17 protein-coding genes are annotated in these 15,965 nt (G+C 56.6%); 11 read left to right on the forward strand and 6 right to left on the reverse strand.

Annotated features, from left to right (window positions below; translation table 11 throughout):
* The first annotated feature begins 2 nt into the window (after nt 1-2).
* From RBB80_RS02995 to RBB80_RS03020, 6 genes are all read left to right on the forward strand, one after another.
* Nucleotides 3-1,187 carry a glycosyltransferase gene (locus RBB80_RS02995; protein ID WP_433969456.1) on the forward strand — a complete coding sequence of 395 codons (1,185 nt, stop codon included), beginning with the start codon at nt 3-5 and terminating at the stop codon, nt 1,185-1,187.
* Between the two features lie 25 nt (nt 1,188-1,212).
* Complete coding sequence (locus RBB80_RS03000; RefSeq protein WP_433966844.1) at nt 1,213-2,382, forward strand: glycosyltransferase family 4 protein; 1,170 nt, start codon at nt 1,213-1,215, stop codon at nt 2,380-2,382.
* 46 nt (nt 2,383-2,428) lie between these two features.
* Entirely contained in the window at nt 2,429-2,767 is a 339-nt protein-coding gene (locus RBB80_RS03005; RefSeq protein WP_433966845.1) for a hypothetical protein, read from the forward strand.
* Nucleotides 2,764-3,609, forward strand: a complete 846-nt coding sequence (locus RBB80_RS03010) for a glycosyltransferase family 4 protein (protein ID WP_433966846.1) — start codon at nt 2,764-2,766, stop codon at nt 3,607-3,609. The genes RBB80_RS03005 and RBB80_RS03010 overlap by 4 nt, the downstream gene beginning before the upstream one ends.
* A gap of 41 nt (nt 3,610-3,650) precedes the next feature.
* Nucleotides 3,651-4,253 (forward strand): glycosyltransferase family 2 protein, encoded by a 603-nt coding sequence (locus RBB80_RS03015; RefSeq protein WP_433966847.1) that lies wholly within the window; start codon nt 3,651-3,653, stop codon nt 4,251-4,253.
* Nucleotides 4,254-4,351: 98 nt separating this feature from the next.
* The gene (locus RBB80_RS03020; RefSeq protein WP_433966848.1) at nt 4,352-4,594 is read left to right on the forward strand and encodes a hypothetical protein; all 243 of its coding nucleotides are present in this window, start codon (nt 4,352-4,354) and stop codon (nt 4,592-4,594) included.
* On the opposite strand, the gene RBB80_RS03025 is transcribed toward RBB80_RS03020, so the two are convergent.
* The 5 genes from RBB80_RS03025 to RBB80_RS03045 all read right to left on the reverse strand — a co-directional run bounded on the left by RBB80_RS03025 (nt 4,591) and on the right by RBB80_RS03045 (nt 9,239).
* On the reverse strand, nt 4,591-6,054 hold the full coding sequence (locus RBB80_RS03025) for a hypothetical protein (protein ID WP_433966849.1): 1,464 nt from the start codon (nt 6,052-6,054) through the stop codon (nt 4,591-4,593). The genes RBB80_RS03020 and RBB80_RS03025 overlap by 4 nt on opposite strands.
* 16 nt (nt 6,055-6,070) lie before the next feature.
* Nucleotides 6,071-6,877, reverse strand: coding sequence for an SLBB domain-containing protein (locus RBB80_RS03030; protein ID WP_433966850.1), 807 nt, complete (start codon nt 6,875-6,877; stop codon nt 6,071-6,073).
* Nucleotides 6,878-7,039: 162 nt separating this feature from the next.
* Complete coding sequence (locus tag RBB80_RS03035; RefSeq protein WP_433966851.1) at nt 7,040-8,248, reverse strand: GNVR domain-containing protein; 1,209 nt, start codon at nt 8,246-8,248, stop codon at nt 7,040-7,042.
* Nucleotides 8,249-8,385: 137 nt separating this feature from the next.
* On the reverse strand, nt 8,386-8,778 hold the full coding sequence (locus RBB80_RS03040) for a hypothetical protein (RefSeq protein ID WP_433966852.1): 393 nt from the start codon (nt 8,776-8,778) through the stop codon (nt 8,386-8,388).
* Between the two features lie 143 nt (nt 8,779-8,921).
* Nucleotides 8,922-9,239, reverse strand: coding sequence for a Wzz/FepE/Etk N-terminal domain-containing protein (locus RBB80_RS03045; RefSeq protein ID WP_433966853.1), 318 nt, complete (start codon nt 9,237-9,239; stop codon nt 8,922-8,924).
* 531 nt (nt 9,240-9,770) lie between these two features.
* Here RBB80_RS03045 and RBB80_RS03050 point away from each other — a divergent pair.
* The 4 genes from RBB80_RS03050 (at nt 9,771) to RBB80_RS03065 (ending at nt 14,393) form a co-directional block, all read left to right on the forward strand.
* On the forward strand, nt 9,771-10,934 hold the full coding sequence (locus tag RBB80_RS03050; RefSeq protein ID WP_433966854.1) for an acyltransferase family protein: 1,164 nt from the start codon (nt 9,771-9,773) through the stop codon (nt 10,932-10,934).
* Between the two features lie 76 nt (nt 10,935-11,010).
* Nucleotides 11,011-11,382 carry a hypothetical protein gene (locus RBB80_RS03055; RefSeq protein WP_433966855.1) on the forward strand — a complete coding sequence of 124 codons (372 nt, stop codon included), beginning with the start codon at nt 11,011-11,013 and terminating at the stop codon, nt 11,380-11,382.
* Nucleotides 11,346-12,293: a lipopolysaccharide biosynthesis protein gene (locus tag RBB80_RS03060; RefSeq protein WP_433966856.1), complete on the forward strand. Its 948-nt coding sequence runs from the start codon at nt 11,346-11,348 to the stop codon at nt 12,291-12,293. Before RBB80_RS03055 ends, RBB80_RS03060 begins: the two co-directional genes overlap by 37 nt.
* Before the next feature lie 57 nt (nt 12,294-12,350).
* Nucleotides 12,351-14,393, forward strand: coding sequence for a hypothetical protein (locus RBB80_RS03065; RefSeq protein ID WP_433966857.1), 2,043 nt, complete (start codon nt 12,351-12,353; stop codon nt 14,391-14,393).
* Nucleotides 14,394-14,462: 69 nt separating this feature from the next.
* Here the strand turns inward: RBB80_RS03065 and RBB80_RS03070 are convergent, their stop codons facing one another.
* Nucleotides 14,463-14,741: a helix-turn-helix domain-containing protein gene (locus RBB80_RS03070; protein ID WP_433966858.1), complete on the reverse strand. Its 279-nt coding sequence runs from the start codon at nt 14,739-14,741 to the stop codon at nt 14,463-14,465.
* Between the two features lie 165 nt (nt 14,742-14,906).
* Here RBB80_RS03070 and RBB80_RS03075 point away from each other — a divergent pair, with 165 nt between their 5' ends.
* Nucleotides 14,907-15,164, forward strand: coding sequence for an Ig-like domain repeat protein (locus tag RBB80_RS03075; protein ID WP_433966859.1), 258 nt, complete (start codon nt 14,907-14,909; stop codon nt 15,162-15,164).
* Nucleotides 15,165-15,965 lie beyond the last annotated feature (801 nt).

Genomic DNA, 15,965 nt, shown 5'->3' on the forward strand with positions numbered 1-15,965 from the left:
ATATGACTGTATCTGCCCTAAGACCACCCAGAGTACTTCATGTGCTCGAAGCAACTCTTGGTGGCACTTTGCGCTACATGGAAAACATCGCCGACGCGACTGACGGACTCGACATCGTGTCAGCGTTCGCTTACGGCACAGCACGAGCCGACTCGCGCCTGGGGCCCTTTCTGAAACGGATTTCAAACCATGGATGGACCTGTTATCCCGTGGATATGAGACGTGAAGTAAAACCGTGGACTGATCTCAAGGCATGGTTTCAGCTCCGGTGCGCAGTAGATCACTTCGCTCCGGATATCATCCACTGCCACAGTTCGAAGGCAGGTGCCCTTGGCCGTGCGTCTGTATTCCTGCGAAGGGAGCACCCGGCGCGCGTGTACAGCCCACACGCCCTCGCAGCACCGCTCGGGAGCATTTACCTAAAGATTGAGAAATTGCTCTCAAGGTCCACCGAGAGATTTGTTGCTGTGTCAGACACCGAACGCAAGGAGATCCTCGATTATTCACTCGCGGCAGAGGACTCCGTCAGCGTCGTCTATCCTTCTGTTGACGTCGGACACTTTCAACCCTCGTCGCGACAGAATGCCCGGCAGACGCTCGGTATCGGCTCGAGCCCACTCATCCTCGCAATCGGCCGTCTCACGGCGCAGAAAGATCCTGTCGCCTTCCTTCGCGTGATGGAACACCTGCATGCACGGCAACCTGATGTTCGGGCAATATGGGTGGGATCCGGGGAAGGCGAGACTGAATTTCTCAGCAAGATTGCTGCTGCGCAGATGCAGGATGTGGTCCGCGTCGTTCCGTGGCAGCATGACGTACGCCTCTACATTGCTGCCGCCGATGTGCTTCTAAGCACCTCCAGGTTCGAGAGCTTTGGCTATGTGGCGGCTGAGGCTCTTGCGATGGAGCGGCCCGTCGTCGCCTCGGATGTGACCGGGACGCGCGACATTATGCGGCGCAGGTTTGGCGAGTGGCTCTATCCGCTTGACCGCTCGGACCTGGCTGCAGAACTGATCCTTAAGCTACTAAAGGATCCAGCCCTGTCGGTTGCGACGGGCGATCTTGGACGTTCGCAGATAGAGAAGCTGTACAGCATACAACGCATGAGAGAGAGCCTGGTGCAGGCCTACGGTGCTGTGCTAAATCAACCCATTCCAGAACTCATTAAACACCCTGCAGTCGCTTAACCCCGGCAGATGTAGAGAGGCAACTATGGACCGTCGATCACAGCCCATCCGCCTCGCCATCCTGTCGCATCGTTTTCAACGCAACGATGGTCAGGGTCGAGTGAACTTTGAGGTTGCGAATGCCGCACTGCAGGCCGCCTACCACGTGACTATTGTGGCTACGACTTGTTCGGAGGAACTTAGTTCACATCCAAGGTGTCGCTTCGTAAAGATCGGCAACGAACAATTGCCCACCGAATTGTTGCGAAACCTGGTCTATGCACAGACCAGCGCAAGGTGGCTCCGCGCACATCGTCATGAGTTCGACATCGTCAAGGCAAACGGGTTTGTAACCTGGGAGCCGTGTGATGTGGTCGCAGCACACTTTGTTCATGCAGCCTGGGGAAGGAGCCGCTGGTATCCCTTCAGGGATCTACGGCCGTACTCTCTTTACCAGCGGCTCTACACGGTGCTGAATACCCGTTGGGAGAAGGACGCCTTCACTCGTGCGAAGCGGGTCATTGCCGTAGCGAGACCGCTCGTTCACGAGCTTGTCGACATTGGTGTCCAGGCGGACAACATCGATGTCGTATGGAATGGTGTGGACACAAGGCAGTTTCATCCTGGGGAGTCACACCGGCAGTCTTTTGGACTCTCGCCAGAAACCACATTGGCCCTTTTCGTCGGCGACATCAGAACACCGCGGAAGAACCTGGACACAGTGCTTCGAGCCATGCGACAGGTCCCCGAACTTTCTCTTGTTGTAGCCGGAGCAGTGGAGCGAAGCCCATATCCTGCGTTGACACGCGAGCTTGGTGTGGACCAGCGGGTCCACTTCCTCGGTCAGGTCAAGACGATCGACCTTCTTATGCGCTCCGTCGACATGTTTGTCTTCCCTTCACGCTATGAGGCCCACCCTCTTGTGCTGCTTGAAGCAATGGCATCGGGTCTGCCGAGCATCGTCTCCGGAACCTTTGGTGCAAGCGAATTTATCGGTGGAGGAGGATTCATTTTGGATGATCCGGACGATGACGAAGCTCTGGCTGCATACATGAGAACTCTGGCCGGCGATCCTGCCGTACGTTCGTCAATGGGCGCCGCTGGCCGACGTCGTACACTCGAGATGCAGTGGTCAACAATGGCTGACCAGTATCTCCGCATCTTCGAGGACGTCATGGAACAGGAGCGTTCCACCCCGGTGGGGGTTATGGCTTGATCAATAACTCATCGATCTTCTTTGCCGTATCTTACGGAGGCTTTGGATGCAAATGACAACAGATGCGCCGTTACCTCAAACAACGCAGCATCCCATGTCGTTGCATATCGGCATCGAGTGTGACCATGGAGGCGCGGGACGCGTGATCTCGGAGCTAATGACACACCTTCCGGACGCCGGTTTTGGTTTCAGAGGCATTTTGGCCAACCAGCCGAACAACGCGGTAGATCACAGCACTGTCCGCTCCTTCGCGCCGGAACGGGCCGGCCTGATCCGAAGGCTCCACAGCGCCCGCACCTCGATTCGTGCTGCTCTCAATGAGTTCAAGCCGGACATCGTCGCCTCGCACTTTGCGATGTATTCGGCCCCGGGATCGACCTCTTGAAGGACACGCTCACCATCTCTCACTTTCACGGTCCCTGGTCGGAGGAATCGTTGCAGGAGGGCGACGGCAACACTGCGGTCGCGACGAAGTCGTACCTTGAAGGAGCTGTGTACAGGCGCTCCCATCGAGTCATCGTCCTATCAAACGCGTTTGGGGACCTGGTCACCACTCACTTCGGCGTTGATCCCGACAAGGTGAGACTGGTTCCCGGCTCAGTCAACACAAGGCGCTTCGCACTGAATACTCCTCGAAGCGACTCAAGGGCTGCGCTGGACCTTCCTCCGGACCGCCCCATCCTCGTTACTGTGCGGCGGCTTGTAAATCGAATGGGATTGTCATCGCTGATCGATGCTATGAGGTATGTGGTAGCTGCGGTTCCCGACGTGCTTCTTTGCATCGCAGGTCAGGGGCCGCTGAAACAGTCTCTTCAGGCCCAGACTGAGATGCTTGGCCTGATGCGCAATATCCGCTTCCTGGGGTTTGTCGCGGAAGAAGCTCTGCCACACCTCTTCTACGCGGCCGACATCAACGTGGTGCCGACGATTGCGCTCGAAGGATTCGGCCTCGTGGCAGCGGAAGCGATGGCAACCGGAACGCCATCCATGGTTACCCCTGTGGGCGGACTGCCGGAAGTGGTAGGCGGACTCTCGCACAACCTGATCTTCTCAAGTACTAAGGCAACAGATATGGCCGAAGATTTGATCGGCGCTCTTACAGGTGCCATTGAACTTCCAGCACGGGAGGACTGTCGCGAATATATCGAGAGCAGGTTCAACTCACGCCTTATGGCTGTTCGAACCGCTGAGGTTTACCGCGAGTTGATTGAGCACGCTACAGCGTAGGTACTGAATCAACTCACCGCGCCGTATAAGGAATCGTCATCATGAAGACACCTGAATCCATCGGAGTGCTGATCGCCTCTTACAGAAGGCCGGTACCGCTCGTGACCTGCCTCGAATCTCTGACACAGCAGATCCATCCATTTTATGAGGTGATCGTTGTGCTGCGAAGCGATGATTCCGAGACTCGGCAGGCAATATCGAACCTGACCACCACACTTCCCTTGAAGATTGTCTTTGCTAATGTTCCAGGAACTGTCGCCGCCAGGAACGCGGGTTTGGACGCCTGCACCTCTGACGTGCTCGCCATTCTCGATGACGATACGAAGCCGCACCCCGAATGGCTCAAACGAGTTCTTGCCCGCTTCCAGGAAGATCCCATGCTCGGCGGGCTGGGAGGACGTGATCGCTGCTTCGATGGTCACGCATTCGACGACCGCCAGGCCTCGGTAGTCGGCCGGATCCAGTGGTATGGTCGCATGATCGGCAATCATCACCTGGGTTTCGGAGAGATCCGCGAAGTCGACTTTCTGAAAGGAGCCAACATGAGCTTCCGTTCTGAGGCCTTCGCCAACCTCCGTTTCGACCAAAGGCTTAAGGGCAAGGGGCTCAACCGCGCGAAGATACCGCATTTTCAATCGCTGTAAAGGCTTCAGGCTGGAAGTTAGCATATGATCCCGCCGCTGCAGTTGATCACTATGCCGCTCAGCGCGAGGAGGCGCGGCACTATGTCGATGTGCAGGCTTTGACGGATGAGAGATCGTTTCGCGAATTTGCTTACAACGATATTCTGTCGATCTGGCTCGCCTTGAAGGGTGTACGTAAAATCGTTTTCATCACGTGGACTATTCTTATCGGCACCCGCGTGTGCCCTGGATTCGTACAGGCTCTGCGCTTCACACCAAGACTTCGTGGAGCTTCGTGGCGCCGCTTCTACGTAGCGCAGCAGGGCAAATTCGAGGCATTTCGAGATCTTATCTTCGGCTAAACTCTTCGCTCGATGCTTGAGTTCCACTCACTCGCGCCGCAAGCTCGCCTTTGATGCACGACGCTTCCCAGAATAAAGAAGACGAGAGAACAGGTTGAGTACTGGCCCTCTATGAGCCAGCCGCCCAGCGTTGCAATCAGAATCGCAAGCACCGGCAGACCGACGCTTAGTCTTGTTTCGCGAACATATCTGAATGCCGCACGTATACCGAAGACGGCCACACCGAGGTAAAGAAGGCCTCCCGCAAGCCCAAGCGAGATGAACATGTCGCTGAAATCCAGCTCCGAGCTGCCCTCATCGCTGTCGGCGCCGAATTTCTGAGCAGCAAAGGTGGTTGAGCCAAGTCCATGTCCCAGCGGACTTGTAAGGCCTTCGAGAAAGCCCGTGGTGACCATGTAGGAATGCAACCCGGCACTTGAAAATTTCTCGTCGAAGGGATGAGCCAGGCCGCCTAGTTGATGTGCGAGTGCATCCTGAGCGGCTGAACCACCGCGCTGTCCCGCAAAGTGCCCTGCGATGAGGGACAGACTGACAAGCGCCAAGCCACCCAACACTGCCATACCAATCAGCTTTGACGGATTCAACCTACTTCCCTTTCGCACAACCCACAGAACACAGAGCACAACCACAAGCTTGATCGTTAGCCCCCTGCCGCCTGAGAGAAGGAGAGCCGTAGCGAGAATCGGCACAGCAGCCATCCAAAGGCGACGTGATGCGAAGTATGCTGCCACGACCAAAGCGATAGCGTACTCAAGCAGCGTCGCATATTCCGCAGCTGAAACGGAGAATCCAAACGCTCTGACTGACGAGCCTACGTACAGCGAGGTATAGACCCTGCCCACTTCAGCGATCCACGCCTGCTGATAAGGCAGGAATCCGATGAAGTTCTGGCACAGTCCGAGGATCCCGGCGCTGATCCCCAGCGGAAGCACCAACCTGTAGATGATTCTCTCCACCAGCGCGACAGATCCCAGGCTTCGGCCAATCCAAAACCACATCACCGGAATCATGTAGAAAAATATGCCGGACAGACCGATGTACAGGCCGCCCTGCTTGGGATTCAGAACCTCGAGTCCCATGACAACTAGCAGCCCAAGCACTGCCTTCGACAGCGGCTCTCTCAGCTTCAAGCCAAACAGCAGCGGAACCACCAGGACCGCAGTGACTGCCGGGGGTATCAGAAGCAGAGGATCGAACGTCGAGGGTGCAGCAATCTCAGCGACGATCCTTCGTATGTCCCCGAGCAGAATAAGGTAGACGAGAGTCCAGAGCACTGCGGACTCTTTGTCGTATACCGCAAGCAGGAGCATCGGTATCGCAATGACGACAGCGCAGAGAAGATTAACCTGGTCTGCAATCAGCATGCCCCATAAAACAATCAGGAACAGGCCACCGCCCAGCCACATCAAGAGCAGCTCGGTCTCTCTGCGAAGATCCGACGTGACAAGCTCACGGCTCATACCAGATCAATCCTCACTATCGGTTGACCAAAAGAATCATCGCGGCAATAGCGGATCCGGCAGCACTCGCCGTCAACGCGGGAAGAGTCGCGTCGATGAACGCCCTGCCTCTGCTGCGGGGGACCACCACAATGTCCTCTGCGGTCAGCACCTGATCGCCCTCCGCTTTCTCCGCCATTCGCTTGAGGTCAACCGGAATGATCCTTGTGCCATCGTCGGTCTTACGAATGATCGCGGCTCGCGAAAGCGCAGCGTCGGAGTTCGTTCCCTGGGCCAGCACGATTGCCTCGAGCACTGTCAGCCGCCTGCCTGCTGCCATGGAGAACTCTCCGGGCCGTCCAACATCGCCCAGCACATAAACCGAACCGGCACGCGAGACATAGATAACGTCTCCTGCGGTTACATTAGTGAGGCGTTGGAGCTGCGAGTAGTTCGGGGAGTCCATGTGAATTGTTTCAGGCTGCTGCGGGTCAACCAGATGGGCGATAACGATATCGCTGCCTGCCTTCTCCGTCGTACCACCAGCGGCAGAAAGCGCGTTATACAGAGAGTGAGGGCCGAGAAGTAGATAGTTGCCAGGGTTCTTCACCTCGCCCAACACACTGATCTGCTGCGTCGCATAGTCTGCGATCGTCACCGTGACGCGGGGATCAATCATAATCTGAGCATCTTTCAGATGCTTTGCGATAGCGTCCGCGGCCTCCTGCGGCGTCATTCCCGACACTACGGTGCTGCCGGCAACTGGAAGTTCCACGGTGCGATCTGCATTCACGCGCAGCTTCGCGGAGAGTTCGGGAGTGTCGAACACAGTAACCTGCACCATGTCACCGACTCAATGCGAAGCACCGTATCCGGACGGGAATGAAGCACGGGCCTGGCATCCGAACCGGTATTTGCCATCTGCGCAACCGCGGTGACAGCCCTCTGGCCGGGCGAGACGAGTATCGCCCCGCCGGCAAGGATGATTGCTGCGAACGTCCGCAAGTTAGTCCTCACCCTGAGCCTGTTTGGCCAGTTCCTGATAGACATAACGGGTCTCCTTACGTTGAGCTTTCCCTTTACTTACCGACTGGCGTGGCGTCTCGCTCAGCACCACTCCCTGAATTGGCGCGCGATTACGCAGTAGCGTGTCGCGAATCTTCTTCAGCTCCCGCACGCGCGATTGACCGTTTTGCGCCAGCAGCACCGTCGCATCGACCCAGCTCGCCAGGAGAACACCAACGTTCGTAACGAGAAGCGGCGTGCCAATCAAAATCACATAATCGAACTCCTTCTTCCAGATCATGAGAAGAGAGCGCAACATCGATGAGCTGAGCAGCTCAAATGAATTTGAGGGCGCATGACCACCTGTCACCATGAAGAGGTTATTAAGATTCGCTACAGGCCGTATCGGTGTCGGCGCTGGCGAATGTCCTGCCAGGTACTCTCCCAGCCCCGGTCCGTTAGCGACGCCAAACTCATCCTGAGCGCGAGGTTTATCCAGATCGGTATCGACCAGAAGAACGCGTGCGCCGCCGTGAGCCAGCAGGACTGCCAAATTGACTGATACGGGAAGTGCGCCCTCTTCAGCGTGCCCACTCGTCACCAGCACGGTCTTTGCCTCGTCCGCAAGCACCACAGAGTTGCGCAATGCGCGGATCTCCTCCGCAGCTTTGGAATAAGGCGCGGTTAGAACCATCGGCACACGTCTCGTCGCAAGACCCCCATGTTGCTCGTTGATTTCGAGGTCTTTGAAGATACTTGAAACATGCGCGAGAACCGGAAGGCCGAGCTCACGCTCTATCTGTTGGGCTCCGCGAACTCGGTCCGAGGCACCATCGAATATGAGCGCTGCAACCACTCCCGCAAAAAGACCCACAATCAGGCTGCCTAGCAGTATTAATATCTTCCTCGGACCTGCAGGCTCCATGGGCACACGCGCGCCCTGGACCAGCATCGTATTCAAGCCACCTACTTCTGCATCAACCGTTGCCTGTTGAAGTTTGCGCCGCAGCGCGTCATAGAGTTCCTTGCTCGCGGCCACATCGCCTTGCAGAACAGAGTATGCCGCCTGATGACGATTAAGCTTGAATGCAAGTGCGACTTGCTTGTCGTACTCGGCCTGTAACATATCCTGCGCCCGCTTGGCTCCTGCATAGTCCGCGTTCAGGCGCTCAAGGACGGATTGGACCTCCTGCCTGATCTCCACATCCATGTGACGCATCTGCTTCGCAAGATCGACAAGGAGAGGATAGTTCGGACCGAACTTCGACGAGAGCTGCGCATACTGCGCAGCGAGCGTTCCTTGGGCCGCCTGCAGCGTGCTGAGCTTTGGATTTGGAAACAGAGTGGCTAGTTCGCTTGGACTTCCCCGCTCGCGGCACGCATCTGAGCCTCCTTCTCGATGCGTTCAGACTGCAACGTCGAAAGCCGTTCGCTCAGAAAATGGAGCCGATCCGAAATTGTGTTGCTCGCCCCCGGTGTTCCCACGACTTCGTTAGCCTCCTCAAAGTCAGTCAACTTCGCCTGGGCCACCTCAACATGATTCTTTAGGTCATCCATCTGGCTTGAGAGCCACGTACGCAATTCCGCGACGGAGTGGGCGCGATTCTCAAACGTCTGCAACGTGTAGGCCCGAACCACAGCGTTGTCAATCGCCGCTGCGACATTGGGATCGGACGACCTGACGGTTACGTTAATGAGCTGCGTTCCGTTGATCTGCTTTACGGTTATGGCCTTTTCCAACTTTCCAATCCAGCCCTGTTGCTGATCAGAGAGATTCTGCACATCATGAGGGATGAGACTCGGGCCTCTGCCCAAACCAATGAACTTTGCAAAGTCATCATCCGACAAAGAGTTCAGCGTTCTGATCGCAACATCGTCGCTTTTCAGAAGGACGATTTCCGTTTGAAGAGCCTCCCCGGCTCCGTATTCATGGTTGCCGGACGGTCCGATATCGCGAGTGCGTCGGCTCGGCCCGGATCGATGCGCAACACTGCGGAGGCCTCGTACACAGGCGGCCGCAGCTTGAGATACAGCAGCGAAAGAGCGACGCAGGCCGCCGCACATGCCACAATAAACCATCCATGGAAGAGAAGCCTCTGGAGGATATCTCCGAGAGTCACTCCTTCGTCGGGGCGCACAGTCTGGATCGTATGGGGCTGTCTATCGATGATGGAGATAGGTTGAAGCTCTTGATCTCTCATAGGCCTCACATAGATACGGAAGAAGTTTTCAGTTGCAGTGGCGGAGAAATGGCCGCACCAGGAAAGACATGCTTCCCGACCAGAATAATGAGCAATCAGCAACGACACTTGGATCAGGCGACACAGTCGGCCGCTAAGAAAGAATCCCCGGGATTGAAGGCCATTGATGGAATGTTTGGGTGACTACGGCCATGCTTCCATACCGCTCACGGCGTGTCCATCGGATCTTGGCCTAATCCTGTGGCTTATAGGCCACAATTCCTTGAGCCTTTGCTAGCGCGCTCCCCCAGCACACTTCCGTGAATTTTTCTTAGTTTTTGGCCGACATTTTTAAGGTCGAAGCTGCGTAGCTGCATGCTACTCTCACCTCAATTACCGTCCATTTCACGGCCTTCTGCAATTTACGGGGATAACGTGTATTCAACCTACGTTCTCCCGCAGCTATAACACTTTGCCGGACTGAAGCAACCGACCTTTCTGCGGACCAGCAGCACGAACAGCGATCTCGCAATTGTTCAGGAGAGTCTGCAAATGCCGATCATGACAGTTTCCGGGATCGACGCTCCCAGCGCAAGCGAGGCAGCCCAGCCCAAGGGCATTGCTCCGGCCACACAGCACAACGCAGCGCTTGATGGCCTCCGCGGAGTGGCAATCCTTTCTGTCATGCTTTACCACTTCACTGGAACCTACAAAGGAGCAAACCCTCTACTGCGCCTCTGGAGCCTTGTGGCCGGGGCCGGCTGGATGGGAGTTGATCTCTTCTTCGTACTCTCAGGATTTCTGATTACGGGAATTCTTTACGACACCGCTCACGCGGAGCACAAGGTCAGAAACTTCTACGCTCGCCGCGCACTTCGAATCTTTCCTCTCTTCTACGCAGTTCTGTTCGGCCTGTTATTGCTCACGCCCGTACTTCATATGCACTGGCGGTCCGAGCATCTTCTTTACTTCTTTTATCTCAGCAACGCTGATCATCTGCTTGTGCCTCATTTCCAATCACCAAGCCAGTGGGTAAACCTTGGGCATCTCTGGTCGCTTGCTGTGGAAGAGCAGTTCTACCTGCTATGGCCCTTCGTCGTCTGGCGCGTAAAGAACAGAACTACACTTCTCCGCATTATCCTCGCCGTCCTTGTCGCTGGTCCTATCCTTCGAGCTCTTCTGATTGCCACAGGGATGGACGCGCTCGAGATGTCGCGGCTGCTGGTGACTCGCGCAGACAGTCTACTCTTTGGCGGCGGCGTTGCGCTGCTTGCTCGTGCGCCCTCAGCTGACCGTATACCGACCGAAAGGATTCTCATCACCTCCGTTTCTCTCCTGGCGATACTTTTGTACGTTGCTCATGGACCCGAAGCATCATCGGCCTGGATCGCCACGGTCGGCTACTCCGCCATCGCCATGTGCTTTGCCAGCCTCATCTTTCTCGCGCAGGAAGGATCGAATTGGGTGACCGCTCTCTTTGACAGGCCCCTGCTGCGCTTCTTCGGGCGTTATAGCTACGGTCTGTATCTCTTCCATGGCCTGTACTTCGTCTACCTTCGTCACCTCGCCGGAAGAATCGAACATCTCATGCATTCGGGGCTTCTGGCCCAGCTGCTTATCGTCGTCTTCGGCTTTCTCTTCTCCATAGTACTGGCGGTGCTGAGCTACCACTTCTTCGAGGCCCCCATACTTACCCTGAAACGCAGATTCACCTGAGCGAGGCCCACTCGCCTTTTGGAGAGCAACTATGCGGCGTGGTATACGGCGATTCTTATCCGCTAAGTCGGGGATCATGGCAATCATCCAGACCGCGTGTGCGAATCTCGCTGTCCAGGTTGTGAATCTTCTGTGCGGCATTATTACCGCGCGAAGCCTTGGTGCTGACGGACGAGGATTGCTCGCCGGAATCATCATGTGGCCGCAGTTTCTCGCCTATGGCATGACCATGGGCATTCCGATCGCCTCCGTGTATTGGCTCAAGCGCAGACCGGATATCTCCAGTGAGCTGGCGGGCGCGGGCCTCCTGCTCAGCGTGGCTTTTAGTCTTCTCGCTGCTCTCGTTGGGGCCGTCATCATTCCCTATTCGTTACACACCTATCCTGCCGCCGCCATCCACCTTGCGAAGTTATGGATTCTTGTTACCCCCTCGAACTTCTCGCCGTGACGCTGATAGCCCAGACCCAGGCGGCAGACGCCTTTTCCAATTACAACGTCTACCGGTTCTTATCCCCCTTTTCTGTCCTGATCGTTCTTGCGATCGAAAAAACTCTGGGCCGGCTGACATATTCCAGCGCGGCCTTCGCCTATCTGCTTGGCGGTACCCCTGCCATGATATGGACTGCGCGCTGGGCCTGGCAATACTTTCGCCCTACGCTTCGCTCTATCATCGCTTCGTCCCGTCTTCTTCTCAGCTATGGAGTGCGCGCGTGGGGAGCGGATCTACTCGGCACCGTGGCAACTCAGGTGGACCGCGTTCTCGTGGTTGGGCTTCTGAGCCCGGAACTGATGGGACTCTACGTCATCGCGCAGAGTGCAGCGGGAGCGCTCGCCTTCATTCCCACGGCAGTCGCACCCATCACTATGCCGCGCTCCACCAATCTGGCCACCGGCGACACCGTTGCACTCACGGGCCGCGCCGCCCGCGCAACGCTCGGTCTCATGCTTCTGGCGTCGTTGCCTCTTCTCTTGTGCGGAGAGTTTCTCCTGCGCCTCGTCTATGGCCACGGATTCACCGGCGCAGCTGCCGTCCTTCCATTCCTTGTCGTCGAGGCCATTGCCAGCGGCCTGACCTCCGTTCTTTCGCAGGCGTTCTTGGCCGCGGGATTTCCCGGAACCGTCAGCATGCTGCAGGGCTGCGGTGTGCTTACCTCGATCCCTCTCATGTACTGGCTAATTCCGAGGTTCGGACTAAAAGGTGCAGGTTGCGCACTTATGCTTTCAACTCTCTGCCGGCTGCTATTCGTACTCCTGAACTTTCCGTACAAGCTCAAATCGCGTCCGCCAGGACTCATCATGGGCCGGGCCGAGTTCGTGGGACTATTTACCAGCGTGTGGCGGCGAGTCACTGCTGGATGAGCCGCCAAGCAATATTCTGGGAGCCAAATCCTCCTCCCCATAACCAGAGGTGCCATCATGAAACATCCTTCCTTTGTCCTATTTGCACTTTTGCTGGTCTCCGCATGCCGGGCAGCTACTGTCTCCTACGTAACGCTCACCTCATCGGCCAATCCCATACGTAGAGGGCAGAGCGCTACGCTTTCCTGTACAACCTTTTACTTGGATGGTACGCGCGGTTCCTGTGTCTCACCTGTCTACACAGATGACCAGAGCCAAACGGTTGTCAGGGTCTTAGGAAATACCATCTCCGGTTACAGCATTGGATCCGCTACGGTCAAAGTTACCGTCTCCGGAGTATCAGCAACACTGGCAATGAAGGTTACTCCTCCCACACAGGAAGCTCTCGGCGTAATCACGGCCACGCAGGTTGTCAAAGGGCTCGGCTTCAACGTCGACCCCGCAAGCGACTGGGAGTTCCAGATGGCCGCAGCCGCAGGTGCTACGCACGTTCGTTTCCAGTGCGGGTGGGGAACGCTCGAGCTTCAAACGCCACCACCTCAGAACACCGTCACTTCGAATCGTTATGGGCTGCAGCCTTACTGCCAGTCCGCATACACGTCATCTCGCAACTACAATCTGCATCCTATTGTGGTTGCCGGTTACGGCGCGCCATACCACGCCATTCTTCGCGTTACCGTGCCCGGCGGTGCTCCAGCTGGAGCAACTTCAATCAGTGTCCAGTTCGCGTCTGGCCAGGGCGTCGATACGCTGTCCTCACTTGCTCCCTTCTCCGACACGCTTATTCGCTCCGACGGTACGCAGATCTGCATCGCCCACTCCTATCCGGGAGCGCTGATCACCGCCGTCAACCTGAGCAATACCTCCCACGCCACGCTGACTCTCGCTTCAGCTCTTAGCTCCGCCCTTCCCGCCAATACCACCACTCTCTATACCATCAACGAATATCTCTATTCGCCTCCCGCAACCTCAAGCCCGAGTGACAGCTCCGTAATGCGCTTCGCCGAGTACGCTGAATTCCTTGCACAGAGCCTTGCCGATGCAGGCCTCACCGGAGAGATAGAGCTGTGGAACGAGCCTCCCTGGCCCGACGACCGATGGGATGAGCGCGCCAACTCCTACGACGTGTTTCCCGGCCCCTTCAATCCTGGGCCAAGATGCGCCTATCTCCCTAACTGGGGATTCGTAGGCGCACTGCAGGGCCGCGCTACTCCCGCCGGAGTAAGTTATATCTGGGCCGGAACCGAGAAGTCCGGATCGAACTCCGTCCTCGATCCGCAGATGCAGCTCAACTCAGGCGTCCGCTTCGCAGAGCCTCCGGTCAGCGTCCTCTCAGAGTCCTTTCATCCCTATGGCACCAGTCCCGAAGATGGGCTGTGGATCGCGCCCTGCTGGGCCACGACTAGCGGCAACAACGACTTCTTCAGCTGCAATCTGTTCGGGCTCGCTGGCGGCAACTTCAGCCTCGCCGCACAGGAGGACTACTTTCTGAAAATGAGCAATCCTGCATACGGTGTCTCTCGCAATATCACTGAGACCGGATTCGGTCTCGCCTACGGAGACACCTCCCATCAGGCCAGGTTCATCATGCGACAGTTCCTCGGCTTCCAGGCGGCAGGCGTAACGCCGATCAGCTTCTATCGCCTCTACGACACAAGCCCCGACCAGCTCGGCTTTCTCGACTCGTCACGCAATCCCTTGCCGGCCTACACGGCAATCTCGGGCTTCATGTCAGACCTGGCGAAGATCGCGAATCCTCCGGTGAGCTCTTACTCACATTCCACCCTTCCCTCCATTGCCAGCTACAGCGGCACATTTCCGCTGGACTCCGTGCACATCGTAGGTTCGCGCCCCGGTGACAAGTTGAACTCGGACATCTTGGCACTCTGGCAGCGCAGCTATACGAACGCTGGCAGTCGATGGGCCACCATGCCTCGGCCTGGCAATGGTTCGGCAACCGTCTCCATTCCAAAGGGCTGGAAGGTCATTCAAGTAACGAATCTCGTTACCCGGCGTAGCGTCTCTTACACAACATCGAGTCAGAAGATCAGCTTCGCGATATTGGATGATCCGATTGAGGTCATCGTGCAGCCGCAGTAGCGCAGGGGGTCCGCTCCCCGTTCGAGGAGATCAGAGGCGATAGACATTTTTAGATATCTGCGGACCGGTTCAAAGTCCCTGCAGTAACTCGGCGATCGATATCTTGAACTGTTGCGCGAGGCTCTCAAGGTCAATAATGGATGCGCTCTTTCGTCCACCCTCGACATCTGCCAGGTGACTCACAGGGACCAGCAGCCGGACCGCCAACTCCTCTTGTGAAAGGCTTCTCTCCTCCCGCAGATCGCGAAGCCTCGCCCCAAAGCGCAGATTGATCTCAGATGTCCCTTCCTGGGGAGAGCCCCCATCGTTGGCCTTGGAAGAAGAAACATTCGTCGAATCTATTAGCATATGGTCCTTGTCGTCCCACCTGTAAGGCTGACATCACAGGTCACTTATTTCGCCCCTGGAAAGCCTACTCCTGGACCGCACATAAAGAAATCATTTAGATAGCCGAGGAAATAGTCGCCCCCCTACGATAGCTAGTTTGCCACCAGCAGTGCCCAGCCTGTCCAAGTGATTACCGGTACTCCCGTCGCCACCTCGACAATCCTCACTGCAAACCCGAATCCTGCGTGTTCGCATCAGGTTGTCAGCCTTACCGCTCAGACAATTCGCCCAGGAACACCCAATGGCATAACCGCTCCTCTCACCGGCACAGTTCAACTTCTGGATGGAGCCACTGTCCTGGCAGACCTTCCTCTCGCTAGCGGACAAGTCTCCTTCTCGACTGACCTTCTCTCACCAGGCCAGCACGCCCTCACTGCTGTCTAATTCGGCGATGGAAACGATATCGCCTCAACTTCCAGCCCCGTCGGTGAGACCATTCTCCAATCGGACTTCACCTTTACATCCAACCCTGCCAGTTTTTCTCTCGTGACAGGTCACCATACAAGCTTTACTATCTCGGCGAGCAGCGTCGGCGCTTTCAGCGACACGCTTAGCCCATCGACTACCAACTTGCCTTCCTTCGTCACCGTCGCTTTCACCTCAGAACACGATGTTTCTCAGCAGCGGAGGGCAGGAGTCCGTGTCTGTCCACCTCGACACTGATGCCGTGATCGACTACCTCAGCCAGAGCGTCCCGCCCCGACACTCAACCGAAGGTAGCACCATCGCTTTTGCCGTTGCCGCGCCATTCGGCCTTCTGGTAATGAGAAGACGCGGCGGACGTCGATTCTCCGCTCTGGTTGGGGTCGCGGTTGTCGCGTTCCTACTTACAGCAGCTAGCGGCTGCAGCGGCAAGTATCCTCTGTAAACGGCACCCGGCACATATATCTTGCGAATCACCGCGAGGGGATCCGAAACGCAAATTACCGATACCCTGAATATCCCGTTGACGGTCACACGTTGAATGATGGCGTCGTCCGCTCTGAGCAATTATCACGATGATGCTTTAAACTTCGACAGCGTCAAACCTGCCGATAGAAGACGTTCAGGGGAGCAGACGGAACCTAAATGGTTCTAAAATCGTCTACCAGGGCCGACCATTCTTCTAAATGAGTTTTCGCAGATCATATCGATGGTCGTGCGGCGGGTGCCACCAACGATGTGGCCTCAGTCGAAACACATCGC

Origin of the sequence: Tunturiibacter gelidiferens (assembly GCF_051013345.1) — a bacterium.
Classification (GTDB): domain Bacteria; phylum Acidobacteriota; class Terriglobia; order Terriglobales; family Acidobacteriaceae; genus Edaphobacter; species Edaphobacter gelidiferens_A.

Bases quoted from the DNA above. Each gene is read 5' to 3' on its own strand.
- RBB80_RS03030 (WP_433966850.1), bottom strand. From the start codon at position 6,877: ATGGTGCAGGTTACTGTGTTCGACACTCCCGAACTCTCCGCGAAGCTG.
- RBB80_RS03050 (WP_433966854.1), top strand. From the start codon at position 9,771: ATGCCGATCATGACAGTTTCCGGGATCGACGCTCCCAGCGCAAGCGAG.
- RBB80_RS03015 (WP_433966847.1), top strand. From the start codon at position 3,651: ATGAAGACACCTGAATCCATCGGAGTGCTGATCGCCTCTTACAGAAGG.
- RBB80_RS03035 (WP_433966851.1), bottom strand. From the start codon at position 8,248: ATGGATGTGGAGATCAGGCAGGAGGTCCAATCCGTCCTTGAGCGCCTG.
- RBB80_RS03065 (WP_433966857.1), top strand. From the start codon at position 12,351: ATGAAACATCCTTCCTTTGTCCTATTTGCACTTTTGCTGGTCTCCGCA.
- RBB80_RS03045 (WP_433966853.1), bottom strand. From the start codon at position 9,239: ATGAGAGATCAAGAGCTTCAACCTATCTCCATCATCGATAGACAGCCC.
- RBB80_RS03025 (WP_433966849.1), bottom strand. From the start codon at position 6,054: ATGAGCCGTGAGCTTGTCACGTCGGATCTTCGCAGAGAGACCGAGCTG.
- RBB80_RS03055 (WP_433966855.1), top strand. From the start codon at position 11,011: ATGGCAATCATCCAGACCGCGTGTGCGAATCTCGCTGTCCAGGTTGTG.
- RBB80_RS02995 (WP_433969456.1), top strand. From the start codon at position 3: ATGACTGTATCTGCCCTAAGACCACCCAGAGTACTTCATGTGCTCGAA.
- RBB80_RS03005 (WP_433966845.1), top strand. From the start codon at position 2,429: ATGCAAATGACAACAGATGCGCCGTTACCTCAAACAACGCAGCATCCC.
- RBB80_RS03070 (WP_433966858.1), bottom strand. From the start codon at position 14,741: ATGCTAATAGATTCGACGAATGTTTCTTCTTCCAAGGCCAACGATGGG.
- RBB80_RS03060 (WP_433966856.1), top strand. From the start codon at position 11,346: ATGGATTCTTGTTACCCCCTCGAACTTCTCGCCGTGACGCTGATAGCC.
- RBB80_RS03000 (WP_433966844.1), top strand. From the start codon at position 1,213: ATGGACCGTCGATCACAGCCCATCCGCCTCGCCATCCTGTCGCATCGT.